The 18043-nt window shown below is 47.7% G+C and carries 16 protein-coding genes; 7 read left to right on the forward strand and 9 right to left on the reverse strand.

Annotation, left to right across the window (positions count from 1 at the left end):
* The first annotated feature begins 235 nt into the window (after positions 1-235).
* Positions 236-868 carry an acyl-homoserine-lactone synthase gene (locus AB3G37_RS23925; protein ID WP_369791024.1) on the forward strand — a complete coding sequence of 211 codons (633 nt, stop codon included), beginning with the start codon at positions 236-238 and terminating at the stop codon, positions 866-868.
* Here AB3G37_RS23925 and AB3G37_RS23930 read toward each other — a convergent pair.
* Positions 840-1586: a LuxR family transcriptional regulator gene (locus AB3G37_RS23930; protein ID WP_009638745.1), complete on the reverse strand. Its 747-nt coding sequence runs from the start codon at positions 1584-1586 to the stop codon at positions 840-842. The two genes, AB3G37_RS23925 and AB3G37_RS23930, sit on opposite strands and share 29 nt — an antisense overlap.
* An 804-nt stretch (positions 1587-2390) precedes the next feature.
* Here AB3G37_RS23930 and AB3G37_RS23935 point away from each other — a divergent pair.
* Positions 2391-3680: a CitMHS family transporter gene (locus AB3G37_RS23935; protein WP_009638746.1), complete on the forward strand. Its 1290-nt coding sequence runs from the start codon at positions 2391-2393 to the stop codon at positions 3678-3680.
* Between the two features lie 8 nt (positions 3681-3688).
* Positions 3689-4375, forward strand: a complete 687-nt coding sequence (locus AB3G37_RS23940; protein ID WP_009638747.1) for a TerC family protein — start codon at positions 3689-3691, stop codon at positions 4373-4375.
* Between the two features lie 82 nt (positions 4376-4457).
* Here the strand turns inward: AB3G37_RS23940 and AB3G37_RS23945 are convergent, their stop codons facing one another.
* The 4 genes from AB3G37_RS23945 to AB3G37_RS23960 form a co-directional block, all read right to left on the reverse strand.
* Complete coding sequence (locus AB3G37_RS23945) at positions 4458-4928, reverse strand: heme-binding protein (protein WP_369789276.1); 471 nt, start codon at positions 4926-4928, stop codon at positions 4458-4460.
* A gap of 134 nt (positions 4929-5062) precedes the next feature.
* A complete protein-coding gene (locus AB3G37_RS23950) occupies positions 5063-5539 on the reverse strand; it encodes a heme-binding protein (protein ID WP_009638749.1) in 477 nt (158 codons plus the stop codon).
* Positions 5540-5616: 77 nt separating this feature from the next.
* A complete protein-coding gene (locus AB3G37_RS23955; RefSeq protein ID WP_369789277.1) occupies positions 5617-6045 on the reverse strand; it encodes a DoxX family protein in 429 nt (142 codons plus the stop codon).
* A gap of 433 nt (positions 6046-6478) precedes the next feature.
* A complete protein-coding gene (locus tag AB3G37_RS23960; RefSeq protein ID WP_009638751.1) occupies positions 6479-7369 on the reverse strand; it encodes a LysR family transcriptional regulator in 891 nt (296 codons plus the stop codon).
* Positions 7370-7463: 94 nt separating this feature from the next.
* Here AB3G37_RS23960 and AB3G37_RS23965 point away from each other — a divergent pair, with 94 nt between their 5' ends.
* From AB3G37_RS23965 to AB3G37_RS23975, 3 genes are all read left to right on the forward strand, one after another.
* Entirely contained in the window at positions 7464-8432 is a 969-nt protein-coding gene (locus tag AB3G37_RS23965) for a hydroxyacid dehydrogenase (RefSeq protein ID WP_369789278.1), read from the forward strand.
* Between the two features lie 16 nt (positions 8433-8448).
* Positions 8449-9141, forward strand: coding sequence for an RraA family protein (locus tag AB3G37_RS23970; RefSeq protein WP_369789279.1), 693 nt, complete (start codon positions 8449-8451; stop codon positions 9139-9141).
* A gap of 168 nt (positions 9142-9309) precedes the next feature.
* Positions 9310-10443: an L-dopachrome tautomerase-related protein gene (locus AB3G37_RS23975; protein WP_369789280.1), complete on the forward strand. Its 1134-nt coding sequence runs from the start codon at positions 9310-9312 to the stop codon at positions 10441-10443.
* Between the two features lie 51 nt (positions 10444-10494).
* Here the strand turns inward: AB3G37_RS23975 and hemN are convergent, their stop codons facing one another.
* From hemN to yihI, 3 genes are all read right to left on the reverse strand, one after another.
* Positions 10495-11868, reverse strand: coding sequence for an oxygen-independent coproporphyrinogen III oxidase (gene hemN, locus AB3G37_RS23980; protein ID WP_369789281.1), 1374 nt, complete (start codon positions 11866-11868; stop codon positions 10495-10497).
* A 245-nt stretch (positions 11869-12113) separates the two neighbouring features.
* Positions 12114-12797, reverse strand: a complete 684-nt coding sequence (locus AB3G37_RS23985; RefSeq protein WP_009638756.1) for a response regulator transcription factor — start codon at positions 12795-12797, stop codon at positions 12114-12116.
* A gap of 525 nt (positions 12798-13322) precedes the next feature.
* A complete protein-coding gene (gene yihI, locus AB3G37_RS23990; RefSeq protein ID WP_369789282.1) occupies positions 13323-13853 on the reverse strand; it encodes a Der GTPase-activating protein YihI in 531 nt (176 codons plus the stop codon).
* 323 nt (positions 13854-14176) lie between these two features.
* Between yihI and yihA the strand changes: the two genes are divergently transcribed.
* Positions 14177-14821 (forward strand): ribosome biogenesis GTP-binding protein YihA/YsxC, encoded by a 645-nt coding sequence (gene yihA / locus AB3G37_RS23995; protein ID WP_009638758.1) that lies wholly within the window; start codon positions 14177-14179, stop codon positions 14819-14821.
* Positions 14822-15218: 397 nt separating this feature from the next.
* Here yihA and polA read toward each other — a convergent pair whose 3' ends face one another.
* Positions 15219-18017 (reverse strand): DNA polymerase I, encoded by a 2799-nt coding sequence (gene polA, locus AB3G37_RS24000; protein WP_369789283.1) that lies wholly within the window; start codon positions 18015-18017, stop codon positions 15219-15221.
* Positions 18018-18043 lie beyond the last annotated feature (26 nt).

The raw sequence follows: 18043 nt of genomic DNA on the forward strand, positions 1-18043 counted from the left end.
AAGCCCGAACAAAATAGTCCCGGCCCTTGAAGCCGGGCTTTTTTTTGCCTTTTTGCTGGCAAAATAGGGTTCAAGTCTATGTTCTTTCTAGGTAACCGTGTAGTGAGAATTTCACCGGCCTTGGAGAGCATTCATAGCCTGCGTATAATATTAATCATTAACACCACGATTATGGGGAACTGAGGCTCAATAAAAAATGAATAAAACAGTATTGGAAGAAGACACTTTCGACGGGATGCTTGAACTGTTTGACGTCAGCTATGAAGAGCTGAAGATGACGCACTCGAATGAGCTTTATCGACTAAGAAAAAAAACCTTTAGCGATCGGTTGGGATGGGATGTGGTTTGCAACGTCGACATGGAGTTCGATGAGTTCGATAACCCCAGCACTCGTTATATTCTGGGTCTGTGTAAAGGCCAGCTGATTTGTAGCGTGCGTTTTACCGATCTCGATCAACCCAACATGATTACTCACACTTTTCGTGAATGTTTTGATTCTGTTCCGCTGCCACTCGGTGGCATGGAATCGAGCCGTTTTTTTGTCGATAAAACGCGTGCGCGACAACTGCTTGGCGAACGCTTCCCGATTAGTCAGATTCTGTTTGTTGCCATGATTAACTGGGCACGACAAAACAACCGCGATGGGATCCATACTATTGTAAGCCGACCGATGCTGACTATCCTGAAACGCTCAGGATGGCAGATAGAGCCGCTTAAAGAGGCTTACCTCAGCGAGCGGGAGCGAATCTATCTTGTATATCTGCCAACCACTGCCGAAGATCAGTCACAGATGGCCTCAGGGCTTGTTAACGACCTTGGCCATGCTGAATCTTCGGTGATTACCTGGCCGCTGTCGCTGCCGGTGTAATGAGTTCTAGTTCAACGCCCAGCCGGATTGCCTGGCGGGCGTTGCTGACCCCCAGCTTGCTGACAATATTACCCATGTGAAACTTCACCGTGCTCACGGAAATACCCACGATGCCGACAATCTCGCCATAGGTTTTCCCCATGCTGGCCCAATAAAGCACCTCGTTCTCACGAGGGGTGAAAATAGCTTTGTTGGTATCGGCATTTTTTTGCCTTCCCGATGAAGCAGCGCTAGCCAAGTGATACATCTGCTCATTGATATCGATGAGCAGCATCTGCATGGCTCCCCGCTCGGAAGAGAGCCGGGCTTCTAGTTCCTCTTGTTGGTTGCTGGCAATAATGATCGACAGCAACGCCAGATTATTCATATGGTCATGCAACACAAAGGTGAAGCCATTGACGATGTTGTACTTCCTGGAGAGAGAAAAAATCTTGGTAAACTTCAGATCGGACATTAGGGTAATATTTTCATCCCAGGCAAAAGGCGATGTGCGTTTAAACGCCGTCAATATTACCGGATCGGTCAGTTGAAAATTGTTGGTGCGATATAAATTCACCCATTCGTCAGGATAGCTCGAAATAATAAGCATATCTGAAGGTTTTTTCTTGCTGAGGACCGTGTAAGCGTATTCCACACAGCCGAGTGAGGACAATTTTCTATCGATGTGATCCCGGAGTGTTTCCGTGATGGTCTTATTTTCATTGAATGCAGAAAACATGCAGGCTCCGTTACAGTCAGACTTTCCCTTTTAGCGTGACAACCTGCACTTAAGTACAGGTGCGCATCATACTTAAGTACAACTTACAAATTAGGAAGATCAACATATAATAAACCTCGTTAGGCGAATCGAAAAAACTCCCGACGACTCAGTCAGGTAGCCGATTTGGCCGACACCAGGGAAAAATTATACCGGTCAGACAGGACGTTGATAAAGTCTCTGCTGGCCGATCTTTTTACTTTAACACCGCTTATATTTCCTATCAAACCCGCGTTTGCCAAATCATTAAGTCCATTTTTTAATCACTTTTTCTAAATCTCAATTCCCAGGAGAGACTCTCCTCGGCCAATGCTGATATTCGGCTCAAAAAAATTGACGATTGCGACTGAAAACAGGCTTGAAACAGCCTAATTTCATACTCATTGGCAATAACTCTTTCAGAAAGCCAATAGAAATATTTGTCCTTGCTCACAAACTCGAAACACCATTTTACCCGCACAACTCAAGCTTTTGCCCTAAAGCTGCCTTTGAAATACTCCACAATGACTGCTTCGTATTTTCTTAAAAGTCACTATTATCAAGGTCGACAGCAAATTTCGAACCTCTTGGTACATTATTAGTTTAATTTATCAACATAATTTTAAGCGCCTCTCATTCCCTACAGGAATCAATTCATAAAACCAGATGACATTATTAACCTCTTGTTACTGACATAATCCTTGAAAATAACCCAAAAGAAACAAGCAGCTAACAGACTGTTGCAACCCCCTACAACTTATCTCTACCCTACCGAGGAATGAAGCGATGCTGGTGATATTGAGTGTTTTGATGCTCATCTTCTTTATATTTTGTTTGATGACCAAGCGACTGTCAGCCCTGACCGCCTTGATCCTTATTCCCACCATTTTCGCGCTGATAGGTGGTTTCTATGCCCACATCGGCAAATTTATGATGGATGGGATAAAAACCGTCGCACCCAATGGGGTGATGATTATCTTTGCCATGCTTTATTTTATGGTAATGACCGAAGCAGGCATGTTTGACCCGCTGGTTAAACGGGTAATTAAGGCGGTTAAAGGCGATCCGGTAAAAATCTTTCTCGGCACAGTGCTGCTGGCGTTTATTGTCGCGCTGGATGGCGATGGGGCAACTATTTATATCATTGTACTCTCAGCTTTCCTGCCGATTTATAAACGTCTGGGCCTGTCTCTGCCGATGGTTTGCTGCCTGCTGCTGCAGGTATCCGGTCTCGGCAACATGGTGCCATGGGGCGGCCCAACGGCGCGTGCGGCCACTTCAATGCACGTTGATATTGGTACCATGTTTGTGCCGATGCTACCTGCCTTGGTGGCCAGTGCGATATGGACCTTTGTTCTTGCCTATATCTTTGGCCGCCGCGAGCGAGCGCGCTTAGGATCAGACTTGAACCTAAATTTCGAGAACGCAATCGACGAGCAACATCGTTGTCGTGGCCCGAAAACCTTCTATTTTAACTGGGCACTGACCATTTTATTGATTATCGGTTTATGTGTCGAAGTGTTACCGTTAAGCTATCTGTTTATGATTGCCGCCTGTCTGGCGCTCATCGTTAACTTCCCGGACCTGCAAGCCCAAAAAGAACAGCTGGAACAACACGCGCCACCGATTCTCGCCGTGTCCAGCCTAATTTTTGCTGCGGGAGTCTTTACCGGCGTGTTTACCGGCACAGGCATGGTCAATGCGGTAGGTAGCGCGCTGCTGGATGTCATCCCTGACGCGCTAGGGCCATACATGGCCGTTGTAACGGCCTTGCTGAGTATTCCGATGACCTGGCTGGTGTCAAACGATGTGTTCTATTTTGGTGTGCTGCCCGTGTTGGCAGATACCGCAAAACATCACGGCATTAGTGGTATCGAAATGGCGCGAGCCGCGTTGATGGGCCAGCCAGTTCATATTCTGAGCCCGCTGGTTGCTTCAACTTATTTGGTGGTCAGTATGCTGAAACTCGATTATTCAGAGAATCAGTACTTCACCTTTAAATGGTCTTTGGTCAGTAGTTTAATTTTGATAGCGGTTTCGCTGCTGACCGGGATTTTCCCTTTTTACGCTGCATAGAGTGTTTTATGACCTGGTTATTTGATCAATGGGACTTCATCGTCATCCTGCTACAAATCATCGTAATTGACCTGCTGTTAGGCGGTGATAATGCGGTAGTCATTGCGATGGCCTGCCGGAAATTGCCGCCGCATCAACGCAACAAAGCCATTATTATTGGCACCATTGGGGCGATTGTCGCGCGCGTGGTCTTGTTGATCATTGCGGTCAAGCTGCTGGACCTGCCATATCTGAAGTTAGTCGGCGGGCTATTGCTACTGTGGATCGGTATCAAACTGGTTGCCAATGAAGATGAAGAAAGCGATATCAAGGGCGGTTCCAGCCTGTGGAAAACCGCGATGACCATTGTGGTCGCTGACGTGGTGATGTCTCTGGACAACGTATTGGCAGTAGCCGCAGCGGGTAAGGGAAATTACCTGTTGGTTGCACTCGGCGTTGTTATCAGCATTCCAATCATTATCGCCGGCAGTAAACTGGTGTTGGCAATCATCAACCGTTTCCCGGTGGTTATCATGCTCGGTGGCGCGCTAATTGGCTGGATTGCCGGCAGCATGTTCGTGACTGACCCGGCAATAGCTCATCTGCAAATTACGGCGATTAATCATCTGCCAACCATTGCCGGTATTGTGGGTGCATTGCTGGTTTTGGCTGTGGGAATGGGTAAAAGCAAACTGGCCGAGAAGAACAGCCACTAAACGTGCGATAACTCGAATCCCGTCATCAAAAAAAGCCTCAGTGGAGTTCATCCCTGAGGCTTTTTTTCTGCCGACTTACCGCTTACTTCAGGCTTTCGGCGGCTGCCTTGGCAATCTCTATTTCATTCGGATTGGCAGAACCACTGACGCCTACAGAGCCAATCACCGCCTCATGAAACACAATCGGGTTACCGCCACCCAATGGCACCATACCAGGCAATGTAGCAATAGCAGGCTCTGCGCCGTTGGCACGCCCCATATATTTGTCAGTCGGGGTATGATAAAGCGCGCCTGCGCGTGCTTTTAAAATTGAGGAATCAATGCAGCCTACCGGTGCGTTATCCATACGCTTGAATGACATCAGCTGGCCAGCCTGGTCAACTATGGCAATACAAACATTGGCATGCAGGCTCTGCGCTTTTTCTGTTGCCACTGTAATAAGTTTTGCTGCATCTTCTGCTGAAAGAATAGTTTGCGTGATTGTGGCATTGGCTGAAAATGCACTCAGGCTGCCGAGTGAACATAAGGCCGCTAACATCAGAATTTTTTTCACTGTTATATTCCCGTATTGATTAATGAATAGCATTGTTGATAGCTGGAACTATGAATAGTTAACATTACTCACCAAATACGGGCCGACCCAATATCAGGCAGGTCGGCCTAAAGTTAAATCTTATTATTATTTTATTATTTCAGTACTGTCAGAGCCGCTTTAGCTGCTTCTGCATCAACGCTGCCATCAGGCGTGCTCACACCAATAGCGCCAACGACCTGGCCGTCTAATTTGATTGGGATCCCTCCTGCGAAAGGCAGAATTTTTGGGTTACCCAAAATAAGCATATTCCCTTTAGCAACTTTGTCTTGATAAGCCTCTGTCGGCTGTCCGAAATAAGCCGAGGTTTTTGCTTTCTCAGGAGCTAATGCAATATTAGCAGGTGTAGAACCGTCTAAACGATCGAAGGTAATTAATTGACCAGCAGCATCAACAATAGCCACTGCGCCACCAATGTGGTGCGATTTAATGGTTTCTTCGGCCTTTTTAACTAATTCGTTGGCCTGATCGTGGGTAATGACTGGAACGCGAGTAATACCGTCGTCCGCCGCCTGTGCTGCAAAACCCACCAACAGGCCAGAAACCAATAATGCACAACTTACTTTCTTCATAATAAATCTCACTTTATTTGACACATTACGCGGACACGATAAACGTGGAACCGCAGTTACAGATTTAATTCTGAACGTCAGGCCACGCTCTTCTGTACACCAGCGGTTTTCTTGTTACCCAGCTTCAGGCTAATCATGTGGTCAATGCTCCAGCGGCCCGGGCCATTGATAACCAGTAAAATGAATCCTGCAGCACATGAGGCATTTTTTAACCATACAATCAGGTGCGGCATGGTAAAGCCTTGATAAAAAAGAAAACCGGCAATGATAGAGAACGCCGCCATAAATACTGAGGTAAAACGGGTCAAAAAGCCGAAAGCGATAGCAATGCTGCCACCGACTTCAAGCAAGATAACCAGTGGCAGAAAGAAGCTCGGCACGCCATTCTGTGCCATCACAGAGACGTTTTCCGAGTATTGAAATATCTTTTCTGCGCCTGACGTAAAGAACAATCCAACCGCCAGAATACGCGCAACAACATAAGCAAGATCTAAAGATTTATTCATAATTGTTTCGCCGTGGTGATAATTAATTTGAGCTACCCTTTCGCCCTTTCTGAAGACAGTATATTTGGCTGCAATCAGAAGTTTCGCAGGATAAAAATATACTGACTAAAACCATTACTCACTAATTGATAACATTTGATATACATTTCTATCACGCCATTATCATTAAAAAAAGTGCCTAGTGGTTATAGTTAGTAGTAAGTTTGGTTATTTATCACCGGACGAAATTACTTAAGTAAAAATATAGCAGGATAATCACGCCTATTGTTCTCTGGCATAAAACCCAGAGAACAATAAGTCGTATTGGCTTGAATTTTGAGAAGGTATATAAGAGGTATATTCAGAGATCAGAGCGCTGGTTGTTTATTTTTTGAGTAGACAGGTATCGATAGATTAATTAATCAACAATTACTCTTTTAATAAACAGCGCTGATTAGTGATAATTCCAGATCTTCTCGGCGATCAGCACAAACTGCCGCGCAACTGGTGATAGCTCGCTCCAGGAGTGGAACTGTAAACCAAAGGTACGCGGCATGACTAACAGCGGCATTGGGATCTCCACCAGCGGAATAGCATGTTGGATCTCTTGCAGAGCACGGCGCGAAATAAAGCTTAACAGGTTAGTCTCGACAATCACTGAATGCAGTGTCGCAATTGAATTGGCTTCGATTTGAATACGCGGGGGTGGATAACCACCGGTCTGCAAGCGCTGCTCAAGCCATTGTCGGGTCGCGACCTTTCTTGAAGGCAGCAGCCAGTTATATTGATCGAGCTGCTCTGAAGTCGGGTGAATACCGGCCAAAGGATGATCTTTGCTCGCTACCAGCACCACCGGATCGTCGAGTAAAGGCCGGGCAATAAATTCATTACTCTTGTCGGGTAAAAAACCCAGAATAATATCCAGCTGCTTCTCGCGCAGAGTATTTTGCAGCAGGTCGTTCATCCCGACTTTTACATCCAGGCGCACGCTCGGGGCTTCCTCCAATAAGCGTTTTGCCAACTGCGGCAACATAAACTCTGCAGCCGTAGCCGCAGCACCGAGACGAATATAACCCGCAGTGCCATCGGCCAAAGCGCTCATGTCGCGCTGAGTAACTTCCATATCCTGCACGATTTTTTGAGCCCGCTCACAAAGTAGCAATCCCGCTTCGGTCAAACGGATCCCTCTCCCCACCTTTAATATCAGTCTGGTTTTATAAATTTTCTCCAGTCGCTGAATACATTTTGTAAGCGCAGGTTGAGTAATACCAAGGGTTATAGCGGCACGTCCCAGATGCCCGGTATCCTGAATAGCCAGGAAGTAGCGTAGGTATTTCAGTTCCATTCCATTCCTCGTAGGAATCAATAAATAAAATTCAGGCGTTATGATTTATCTTTTAACAGTGCCAATATGGGTAAAAATAGCACTGGAGTAGCGTATGACCTATAAATTTTTAATGACCGCACCGGCCTTGGGTGCAGCTGGGCGCAAAGTCTTGGCGGACGCGGGTTGCGAGCTAGATTACCTGCAAAATGCCAATGATTTTGAGGAAGTCGAACAGTTGATGTCCACCCGCGCCTATGATGCCGTCATTTCTCGTACCGTGACTTTGTCAGCCAAAGCCATCGAGTCTTGCCCTTCGCTAAAAATCATCTGCAAACATGGGGTTGGCGTCACCAATATTGATGTTGCGGCGGCTACGGCGCGCGGTATTCCAGTGTTGACGACCCCGGCAACCAATGCTCAGTCCGTTGCGGAACTTGCTGTAGGCCTGATGCTCAGCGCCGCACGCCAGTTGCCTTTCTTCCAACACGAAATTGCCGAAGGACGTTGGACCCGCAGCAGCGAAGGGATTGAGCTGTTTGGCAAAACCTTAGGCTTGGTTGGGTACGGAGAAATTGGTCGCCGCGTTGCTCACATTGCCAAAGCCATTGGCATGCGCGCCGCCTTTTTTGACCCTGCTATTCCATTAGGAACCGACTCAACCGATGCCGTGCAGTACGCTTCTCTGCAAGAACTGTTGAAAAACAGTAACGTGCTGAGCCTGCACTGCCCGGTAAACAAGGCAACCGAAAAGATGCTGAATGCCGACACCCTGGCGCAGCTGCCCGATCGGGCTATCGTTATTAATACCTCTCGCGGTGAGCTGATTGATGAACCTGCACTTGCGCAAGCTCTGACTGACGGAAAACTCGCCGCTGCCGGTCTGGACACCGTGGCCGTAGAGCCGTTACCCCTTGACCATCCATTCCGTCAATTCAGCAATATTGTCATGACTCCGCACATAGGCGGTACCACCCCTGAAGCACTGGATGCCGTATCGCGTTCGGCCGCTCAACAGTGTCTGGATTTCCTGCAACAGCAGCGTATCAACGCGCGTGCCTGCGTAAATCCTGAAATTCTTTAAGAAAGGAGAATAACGAATGACATCTCGCAGCGAATGGCCAGCTGGCTATTTTATCGGTCAACGTGACAACGTTCCTGATGCAGCCACTATTGAAGCATTTAGCCGCCTGCCAGTACCAAACATTGGCGACACTATGGGCCGCAGCGTGGGCGCGCTGGGATTACAGCCTTATCATGCTGACAACAAAGTCGTACTCTGCGGACCAGCCATTACCGTTAAAGTCCGCCCTGGCGACAACTTGATGATTCATAAAGCGATTGAGATGGCTAATCCAGGCGACGTTATTGTTGTGGACGGTTCAGGCGACCTCACTCAGGCACTGATCGGCGGACTGATGCGTACCTCTGCTTTAACCAAAAAAATCGCAGGCTTCGTGATTGATGGCGCGATTCGCGATTTGAACGAATGGGCAGAAGGCGGGATTGCCGTATTTGCTCGCGGCAATACGCTGCGTGGGCCAAGCAAGGACGGTCCGGGCCAGGTTAATATTCCAATCTCTTGCGCAGGTCTGCTGGTAAATCCGGGTGATCTGATTGTCGGCGACGCGGACGGCGTGATAGCTATCCCTTACGAAGAGCTGGAACACCTGCTGCCGAAAGTGCAAAAACATGCCCAGCGCGAAGAGGAAATCCGCGCGCACAACGCTTCGGGTACGACTGATCCAGAGCGTTTCAATAGTCTGCTGCGTGCAAAAGGTTGCCCGCTCTAATCAACCTGTTGAAATTTAGACTATCTTTTGGGGTGGCAACACCCCATTTTGCCGCACAACTTACGCAATGTGGCACGGTAAGAACGCGGCTTGGGCAACGGATGCTTATTCCCCTGTCTACACGCGAACTCCCCTCAATCTCTGGGTATTTTCTTGAAAGGAGCTGGCATGAAACACGTGGTAAAAACGTTAAGTTTAACTATCGGCCTGTTACTGGCTGCAGGAGCACAGGCAAAGGATACCTTGCCGCCAACATTACCCACGCAGCAGGATGCGCGCTTACAGCAAGTTGCAACTTCCTCACACGTTTGGAACGGCGTCACGGTCACCAAAGACGGACGCATCTTCGCATCATTTACTCAGTCTGAAGGCCCGGGCCTGGAATTGGGTGAAGTTGGCGAAAACGGCAAAATCACGCCTTATCCTGACAATGAATGGAATCAGTGGAAACCTTCTGATCCTGAACACCATTTTCTGCATGTCAACGCACTGCGCATTGGTCCCGATGGTAATCTTTGGGCGATGGATTCCGGTAACACGGGGATCGGCACTGGTGCAAAATCTGTCGACGGCGCTGCCAAATTGGTGAAAATCGATTTAGCCACCAACAAGGTCATCAAGACTTACCTCATCAAACCGCCGGTCCTTAAACCTGCCAGCTATATTGATGACGTACGTTTCAACGGCCATTACGCTTATATGACCGATCCGGGTGCCGTGGGTCTGGTGGTATTGGATCTTGATACCGGCAAAGCGCACCGCGTGCTGGATAATCAGCCGCTTTCGATTGACCACACACCTATCTACGCTGACGGCAAAAAACTTATTTTACCGAATGGTAAAGAGAAACGCGTAGGTCTCGACCAACTGGAGGTTTCTCCAGACGGCAAATGGTTGTATTACCAGGCAATTCCTGGCCCTCTTGCACGTATCGAAACTCGCTATCTGAATGACGCTTCACTGCCAGCCGGCGAAGTGAACAAACACGCCAAAAAATTCCTTGATACCTGGAGCACGGGCGGTACGGCAATTGATAGCGACGGCAATATCTACGCTTCGGATATCAACACTCGTTCCATCAAACGCATTACTCCAGAAGGCAAGGTTTCGACCGTAGTTTCCGATCCGCGACTGGTTTGGATTGATGCGATGTGGGTCAGTGACGGCGCGTTATATATGCCTTCAGGCCAAATTAACCGTACTCCGGCCACGACTGGCGGCAAACCATCAACGGTTGAATATCCGGTCAAAATCTACAAGTTGTCTCTGCCAATTAAACCTTCACCGATTGATCATCCTTAATCAGCTTTGATAACTTGAATCTGACAACAGCCGCATTGCGGCTGTTTTTATTTAGATTACTCGGGAAAACTGCCGCTGACGAACCTGCTGCCGCAGATAACTATCAAAACACATGCAGATATTGCGGATCAGCAAACGGCCTTTAGGCGTTACCATTATTTGATGACCGGTTAATTCCACCAGCTCATCCTCAATCAATGGCTCGAGCAACGCTAAGTCTTCGGCAAAATAGTCTTTAAAAATCACGCCGTGCTCGCGTTCAATCGTCGCGAAATCCAGCTTAAAATGACAAATCAGCGCTTTAATCACGTCACGACGAAGACAATCGTCACGCGTCATGGTGAGACCGCGCCAAAGAGCATGGCCCTGGTCCTCAATTTTGGAGTAATAGGACTTGAGGTCTTTTTCATTCTGGGCATAGGTATCCCCGATCATGCTAATGGCCGAGACCCCAAGCCCAAGCAGGTCGGTGTCGCCCTGAGTGGTGTAGCCTTGGAAATTGCGATGCAACTCACCGTTCTGCTGCGCGATAGCCAGCTCATCTTCAGGACGAGCAAAATGGTCCATGCCGATAAATCGATATCCGGCATCGGTCAGACAGGCGATGCTGCCCTGCAAGATGTTGAGCTTGTCTTCGGCGCTGGGTAAATCCGCCTCTTTAATCTTACGCTGAGCGGCAAAAAGCTGTGGCATGTGGGCATAATTGAATACGCTCAGGCGATCAGGATTTAGCTGTGCAACACGTTGCAGCGTGAGGGCAAAACTTTCTGGAGTTTGTTTCGGCAGGCCATAGATTAGGTCGATATTTGTCGAGCGAAATCCCAGCGCCCTGGCGCGTTCAACCAGCGAGAAGATAAACTCCTCATCCTGTTCACGGTTAACCAATTGCTGAACCTGTTTATTAAAATCCTGCACTCCCATGCTTAGGCGATTGAATCCTTCATGGCGTAAATGATCCAGTACATCCAACTCTATTTCTCGAGGATCGATCTCAAGCGACATCTCTACGTCGGGAAGAAAATCAAAATTATTGCGCAGTACACTAACCAATCGACTGATCTGCGATTTATTAAGATAGGTCGGTGTACCGCCGCCCCAGTGCAACTGGCTGACTTGCCGATTTTTGAATAACTCGGCGCGCTGGATAATCTCCTGTTCCAACCAGTTCAGATATTCTTCAGCCTTATGCAGCTGACGCGTGACTAACTTATTGCAGCCGCAGAAATAACAAAGCTTGTGGCAAAAAGGAATATGCACGTACAGGGAAAGCGGGCGCTCAGGATAGCGCGCAGTGGCCAGAATAAAAGCGTCGTTTTGATATCTTGGGCTGAATTCTAACGCAGTAGGATAAGAGGTATAGCGCGGTCCGGAATAATTGTACTTTTGAATCAGGCCTCTGTCCCATTCGATAAGCTGTGCCGCCATGCTTGTCTCCATTGCGGATAAAAAGCCCGCAGATACGAGCAGTTATCGGCTATCGTTTTTACGATGCCGGGCTGACCGTCGCAATGGAAGAGGTTTTCTGAGAGGTTGAGCCAGGCTCGCCCTGCGCAGGCGTGACTTCTGTCTCGACAGGCGCTTCAGTCTACATAACAAGCAGGCGACAAAACACACGAAGAAAGAGCTTATGACCAATACAATGATATTCATCAAGAAGACCTGAAAAATAATTAAAAAGAGAGATTAAAAAGCCGAGTTTCTGCCAGTAGGCAAAACAGCTGACAGTCGGAGTTAACGTCAAGTTTACTCATAGCGCGCAACTTATGAGCGCTGACGGTTTTGATACTCAAGTTCATTCGGCCAGCGATACTGGTGAGATTATGCCCTTTACAGAGCAAACGCAGGACTTCCAACTCTTTTAACGAGATAGGTTTTCCATTGAGGTCTCCGCCTTGAAACAGGGTCTTCATCATACCTTTTTCAATATAAACTTCATTATTGATGACTGAAACAATCGCCCGCTCGAGGATCTTTTCACTTACGTTTAAACTGATATAACCCAAAACGCCCATTTCGAGCACCATGCGTATTAATTGTGGGTGCCTGTACGGTGAGATGACTATTATTTTTAATTCAGGATACTTCCGAGCCAACCATTTTATTAATGCGTAACCATCAAGAGCCGCAATCGGGCTATTATTCTGAAAAGTCTCTAGCGAATATCCAAGAATAAGTAAATCAACAGGTTTGCCAGACAGAACAGTGATTAATTCATTTGGCGTTGAGACATCAGCAACAATATTGAATGATGACGTATTTTCTAGCCGCTCAATGCTACGCATAGTGCTGATTAGAGAAATGACGCCCTTACGCACAAGTTGGAATTCGTCAGCCACCACAATATTGATATGCATGGTTTCCCTTAATAGGGTTAAATTTATTTAAAACATACAGTTGTCGGCACCTCACCTGAGCTCTCAAAGCCGAGTTGTCCAACTAGGTAAAGCTCAGGGCTGCATTGGTTTTAGCAACTTAATGAGTTATCTGCGAGAGTAATCACATTAATTAAATATTTAAAAACCAGCAACGATCATCATAATTATATATATTCAGTGTAAACTATTTCTTTTATAAATGTATCAACTTTGATTATCAACAATAAAAATCATCAGCCTTATTACAATCGTTGCACGTTAAAAAAACTAAAATTAAATGGCGATGTATTTTAAATAATTTAACTTATTAGTGGTTTATATTTTGGACTGAAGTGATTTAGGGCTGAACTACTTAGCGAAGTTTATTAATAGTGATTTATTAAGCGAGCAGTATAAAGGATGGATTACGTTAAAATTGATTAAATTAGGAAAAAAAACAGCCAGCAACTATTGCTGACTGCCATTTTACTGGCCGTAATTTTTATAATTACGGCGCGACGAAAATCAGTTACCGCCTTTCAGCAGACGATACATATTTTCGCCCTGCTCTTCGTCTTCGTCATCTTCATCACCCAGCTCGATTCCAAGCAGCTCCATCAGCACGTCGATACGATCCAGCGTCTGGTCAACATAGCTTTGATCTTCAGCACTCAGCGTTTTGCCGTCATCGATCAAATCCAGCAATGAATCCAGGCGCGCATCGTTTTCAAGAAGAGTTAATTCTTCTTCTGGCGGCAGAACCGGCTTGGCTTCTTTTTTCGGCTTAGGCGCTTTCTCAACTTTTGGAGCATTATTGAAAACAGTTTCTACGATCAACGGAACGGCTTTTTTGCTGCCGATACGTGGGTCAGATTTTTTGGCTGATGCAGACTGGTTCTTATCTGCATCAGGATTGGCGCGTGAGCCCGGCTTGTGGCCACGACGTTTGTTGTCACGCTTACGTTCGCGCGCTTCGATATCAAGCTCAACGCGACTTTTTTTCTTCGTTTTAGACGTCGCGGCTTTGGCACGCGGTGCTTTCGCTGACTGGTTCATAGCATGTACTCTTAGGTGTGTTCATTTAGTATAGAATTGCGGCGGAATCTAGCAGAAAGCGGGCAAAGAAAAAAGGCAGCAAGCTAACCTTGGCACCTTTTTCTTTATCTTCATGGAAGATTTTTTGTACACTACTGTGCTTATGCGCCAATAATACTCTTATTTTACTGCTTTCGTTCATCGAGTAATAAAACTTTACCCTAACGCGCTAAAGGCTCAATATACGCCCGCAGTGAATGCGTTATGTAAAACAGAACCACATCTCGCCTCTCTTACAGCTATAATCGCCAGCCAGTTACTGAAGCCCCACGGAGACACACGTTTTGACCAGCCAAACTTACAACTATCATATGACCCATTTCGTCATCAGTGCCCCTGATATCCGGCATCTACCGAGTGATGAGGGCATTGAGGTCGCATTTGCTGGTCGTTCAAACGCCGGAAAATCCAGTGCGCTCAATACGCTGACCGGGCAAAAAAGCCTGGCCCGTACCAGTAAGACGCCGGGCCGTACCCAGTTAATCAACCTCTTTCAGGTAGAAGAAGGTATTCGTCTGGTCGACTTACCGGGTTATGGCTATGCGCAGGTTCCTGAAGAAATGAAGCGGAAATGGCAGCGCGCACTGGGTGAATACCTGCAGATGCGTAACTGTCTTAAGGGCCTGGTAGTGTTGATGGATATCCGCCACCCGCTAAAAGATCTCGACCAACAGATGATCCAGTGGGCCGTAGACGTTGGCACACCAGTGCTGGTGTTGCTGACCAAAGCCGACAAACTGGCTTCTGGTGCGCGTAAGGCGCAGACCACTATGGTTCGCAATGAAGTCGAGTCCTTTATGGGCGATATTCAGGTCGAAGCCTTTTCTTCACTGAAGAAAATCGGTGTCGATAAACTGACAGCCAAACTGAATACCTGGTTTAGCGAGATCCCACCGGAAGTCTTGGAAGATATTATCTCCGGGGAATAAGCCATCAGCCGCTATTTGCCTCGAACTTTATTAAAGGCATTGGCTGAGCACGAGTTTTGCACAATGAAACAGGGTAGCTTCGGCTGCCCTTTTTTGTTTCAGAAAAAGAGCAAATTTCAGTAACTTTCTGCCAAAAATACAATAAAAAACGCCCCAGACATAAATGCCTGGGGCGGCTAAAATATTCAGCCAAATCCGATTACGTGAAGTAAAAGGTCTGAAAGATAGAACATCTTACCTCTGTACCCTACGACTCAGACTTTACCTCATTTTTTTCCGGGGAAAAAGTATTTTTTGTAGTTTACTTACACAAAAGTTGAGGGATATGCGATCAGCCTCATCCTTTTTCCCGCGAATGATGTTGCTTAATTACAAAATCAGCTTATTTTATCGTCACTTAGTGAGCTTGATCCCAATTTTTGCCCACTCCCACATCTACTTTTAATGGAACTTCTAATGTCATCGCTTCTTCCATTAATTGACGAATCGTTTCAGTTGCCTGCTCGACGTCATCTTTATGCACCTCAAAGACCAGTTCATCGTGTACCTGCATAATAATGCGGGCACGCGGTGCATCGGCCTGTTCTAACCAGCCTGCAACCTTGATCATGGCACGTTTGATGATATCGGCAGCGGTTCCCTGCATTGGTGCGTTGATCGCCGCACGCTCAGCTCCCTTACGACGCATGGCGTTGCTGGATTTAATATCTGGCAGATACAGACGACGGCCATCCAACGTTTCAACATACCCCTGCTCGGAAGCCTGTAAACGCGTACGCTCCATATATTCGAGCACGCCAGGGTATCGCTCAAAGTACAAGTCCATATAACGCTGAGACTCTTTACGCGGAATATTTAGCTGACGCGACAATCCAAAGGCGCTCATACCGTAGATCAAACCAAAGTTAATCGCTTTGGCGCTACGACGCTGCTCATTGGATACTTTTTCAAGAGCGGTGCTAAACACTTCGGATGCCGTTGCGCGGTGGATATCCTGCCCCTCGGAGAAGGCTTTCAACAGGCCTGCATCTTTCGACAGATGCGCCATGATACGCAGTTCGATTTGTGAATAGTCGGCTGCAACGATGCAATAATCTTCAGGAGCAATAAATGCCTGACGAATACGACGCCCTTCATCATTTCGCACCGGAATGTTTTGCAGGTTAGGATCACTGGAAGACAGGCGGCCGGTCGCCGTTACCGCCTGATGGTACGAAGTATGCACCCGTCCATCGACCGCGCTTATCATCAGCGGCAGCTTATCGGTATAGGTCGATTTCAGCTTGGCCAAACCGCGATATTCAAGAATGACTTTTGGCAACGGATAATCCAGCGCCAGCTCGGCCAACACTTCTTCGTTGGTTGAAGGTGCGCCACCCGGCGTTTTCTTGAGGATCGGCAGTTTCTGTTTTTCATACAGAATTGCCTGTAGCTGCTTGGTTGAAGATAGATTAAAGGGCTCTTCTGCCAGCTCGTGGGCCTGTGTCTCAAGCTCATTCAAACGAATGGTCAGCTCTTTAGAGTGCGCGGCCAAAATGTTCTGATCGATTAACACGCCGGTGCGCTCAATGTGCGAAAGCACGGCAACCAACGGCATATCGATATCGGTAAATACTGTCTTCAGTCCCGGCTCTTTGGCAATTTTTGGCCACATTGCCTGATGCAGCTGTAAAGTTACGTCGGCATCTTCTGCGGCATACGGCCCCGCTTGCTCCAGCGCAATCTGGTTAAAGGTCAGCTGATTTTTACCTTTACCTGCAATCTCTTCGAAGGTCACGGTTTTGTGGCCCAGCAGCCTGTCGGCCATGCTATCCATGTCGTGGCGCCCCGACACGCTGTCGAGTACATAGGACTCAACCATAGTATCGAAGTCGATACCTTTAAGGTCGATGTCATACTTCAGCAGCACGCCGCGATCAAACTTGAGGTTCTGCCCGACTTTAGCTTTTTTAGGGTTTTCCAGCAGCGGTTTAAGCTGTTTGATCACCTCATTGCGATCAAGCTGCGTCGGTGAGTCGAGATAATCGTGGGCAACCGGTAGATACGCGGCTTTGCCAGGCTCGACTGCAAACGACAAACCAATCAAATTAGCAGTTAGCGTGTCCAGGCCATCTGTCTCGGTGTCAAAGGCAAACACCTCGGCATTTTCGAGTAAGACCTTCCATTCATCAAACGTAGCCTGGTCGAGGATAGTCACATAACCGTCCTGAGAGAGCTGAGCGCGCTCTACGGCGGTTTGCGTAATGGTTTCGGCCTTAGACGTTGCCCCTTTCTTGCTAACCGCAGGAGTACCTTTCTTACCGTTTAACCAGCCACCCTGATCCACGTCGGCCAGCCAGCGTTTAAACTCGTAACGCTCAAACATCGTTTTCAGGTCGCTATCGTCTGGCTCACTGACAGTCAGCTCTGCGCAGGTGATATCCAGCTCAACGTCGGTCTTGATCGTAGCCAGTTTATAGGAGAGGTAAGCCACCTCTTTATTTTCAGCTAATTTTACGCCCATGGTTTTGGCTCCACGGAAACTCAGCGTTGCAATCTTGTCAAGATCGCCGTAAAGCGCGTCTAATCCGCCGATGCCCTGCAGCAAGGCCTGAGCAGTTTTTTCACCCACACCCGGCACGCCAGGAATGTTGTCCGAGGAGTCACCCATTAGTGCAAGAAAATCAATGATCAATTCAGGCGGTACGCCGTATTTAGTCACGACTTCGTCAGGACCAAGAATCGAGTTGTTCATGGTGTTAATTAACGTCACACCCGGCGTGACTAGCTGCGCCATGTCTTTATCACCGGTGCTGATAAGTACAGAGTGGCCCGCTTTTTCCGCTTCAAGCGCCAATGTGCCGATCACGTCATCGGCCTCAACGCCAGGCACTACCAGCAACGGCAACCCCATAGACTTTACCATCTGATGCAACGGCTCAATTTGCGCGCGCAGGTCATCAGGCATCGGAGGGCGATGGGATTTATACTCGGTAAACAGTTCGTCGCGGAAGGTTTTCCCTTTGGCATCAAATACCACAGCGACGTGGCTTGGCTGATACTGCAATAGCAGGCTACGCAGCATGTTCAGCACGCCGTACATTGCGCCTGTCGGCTCCCCTGCTGCGTTGGTCAGCGGTGGGAATGCGTGGTAAGCGCGGTAAAGGTAAGACGATCCGTCTACCAGGATCAGGGGGTTTTCAGCTATCTTGGCCATAACTCATCTTTATTCGTGGCATGTCA

The organism is Rouxiella sp. WC2420, assembly GCF_041200025.1.
Taxonomy (GTDB): Bacteria; Pseudomonadota; Gammaproteobacteria; order Enterobacterales; family Enterobacteriaceae; genus Rouxiella.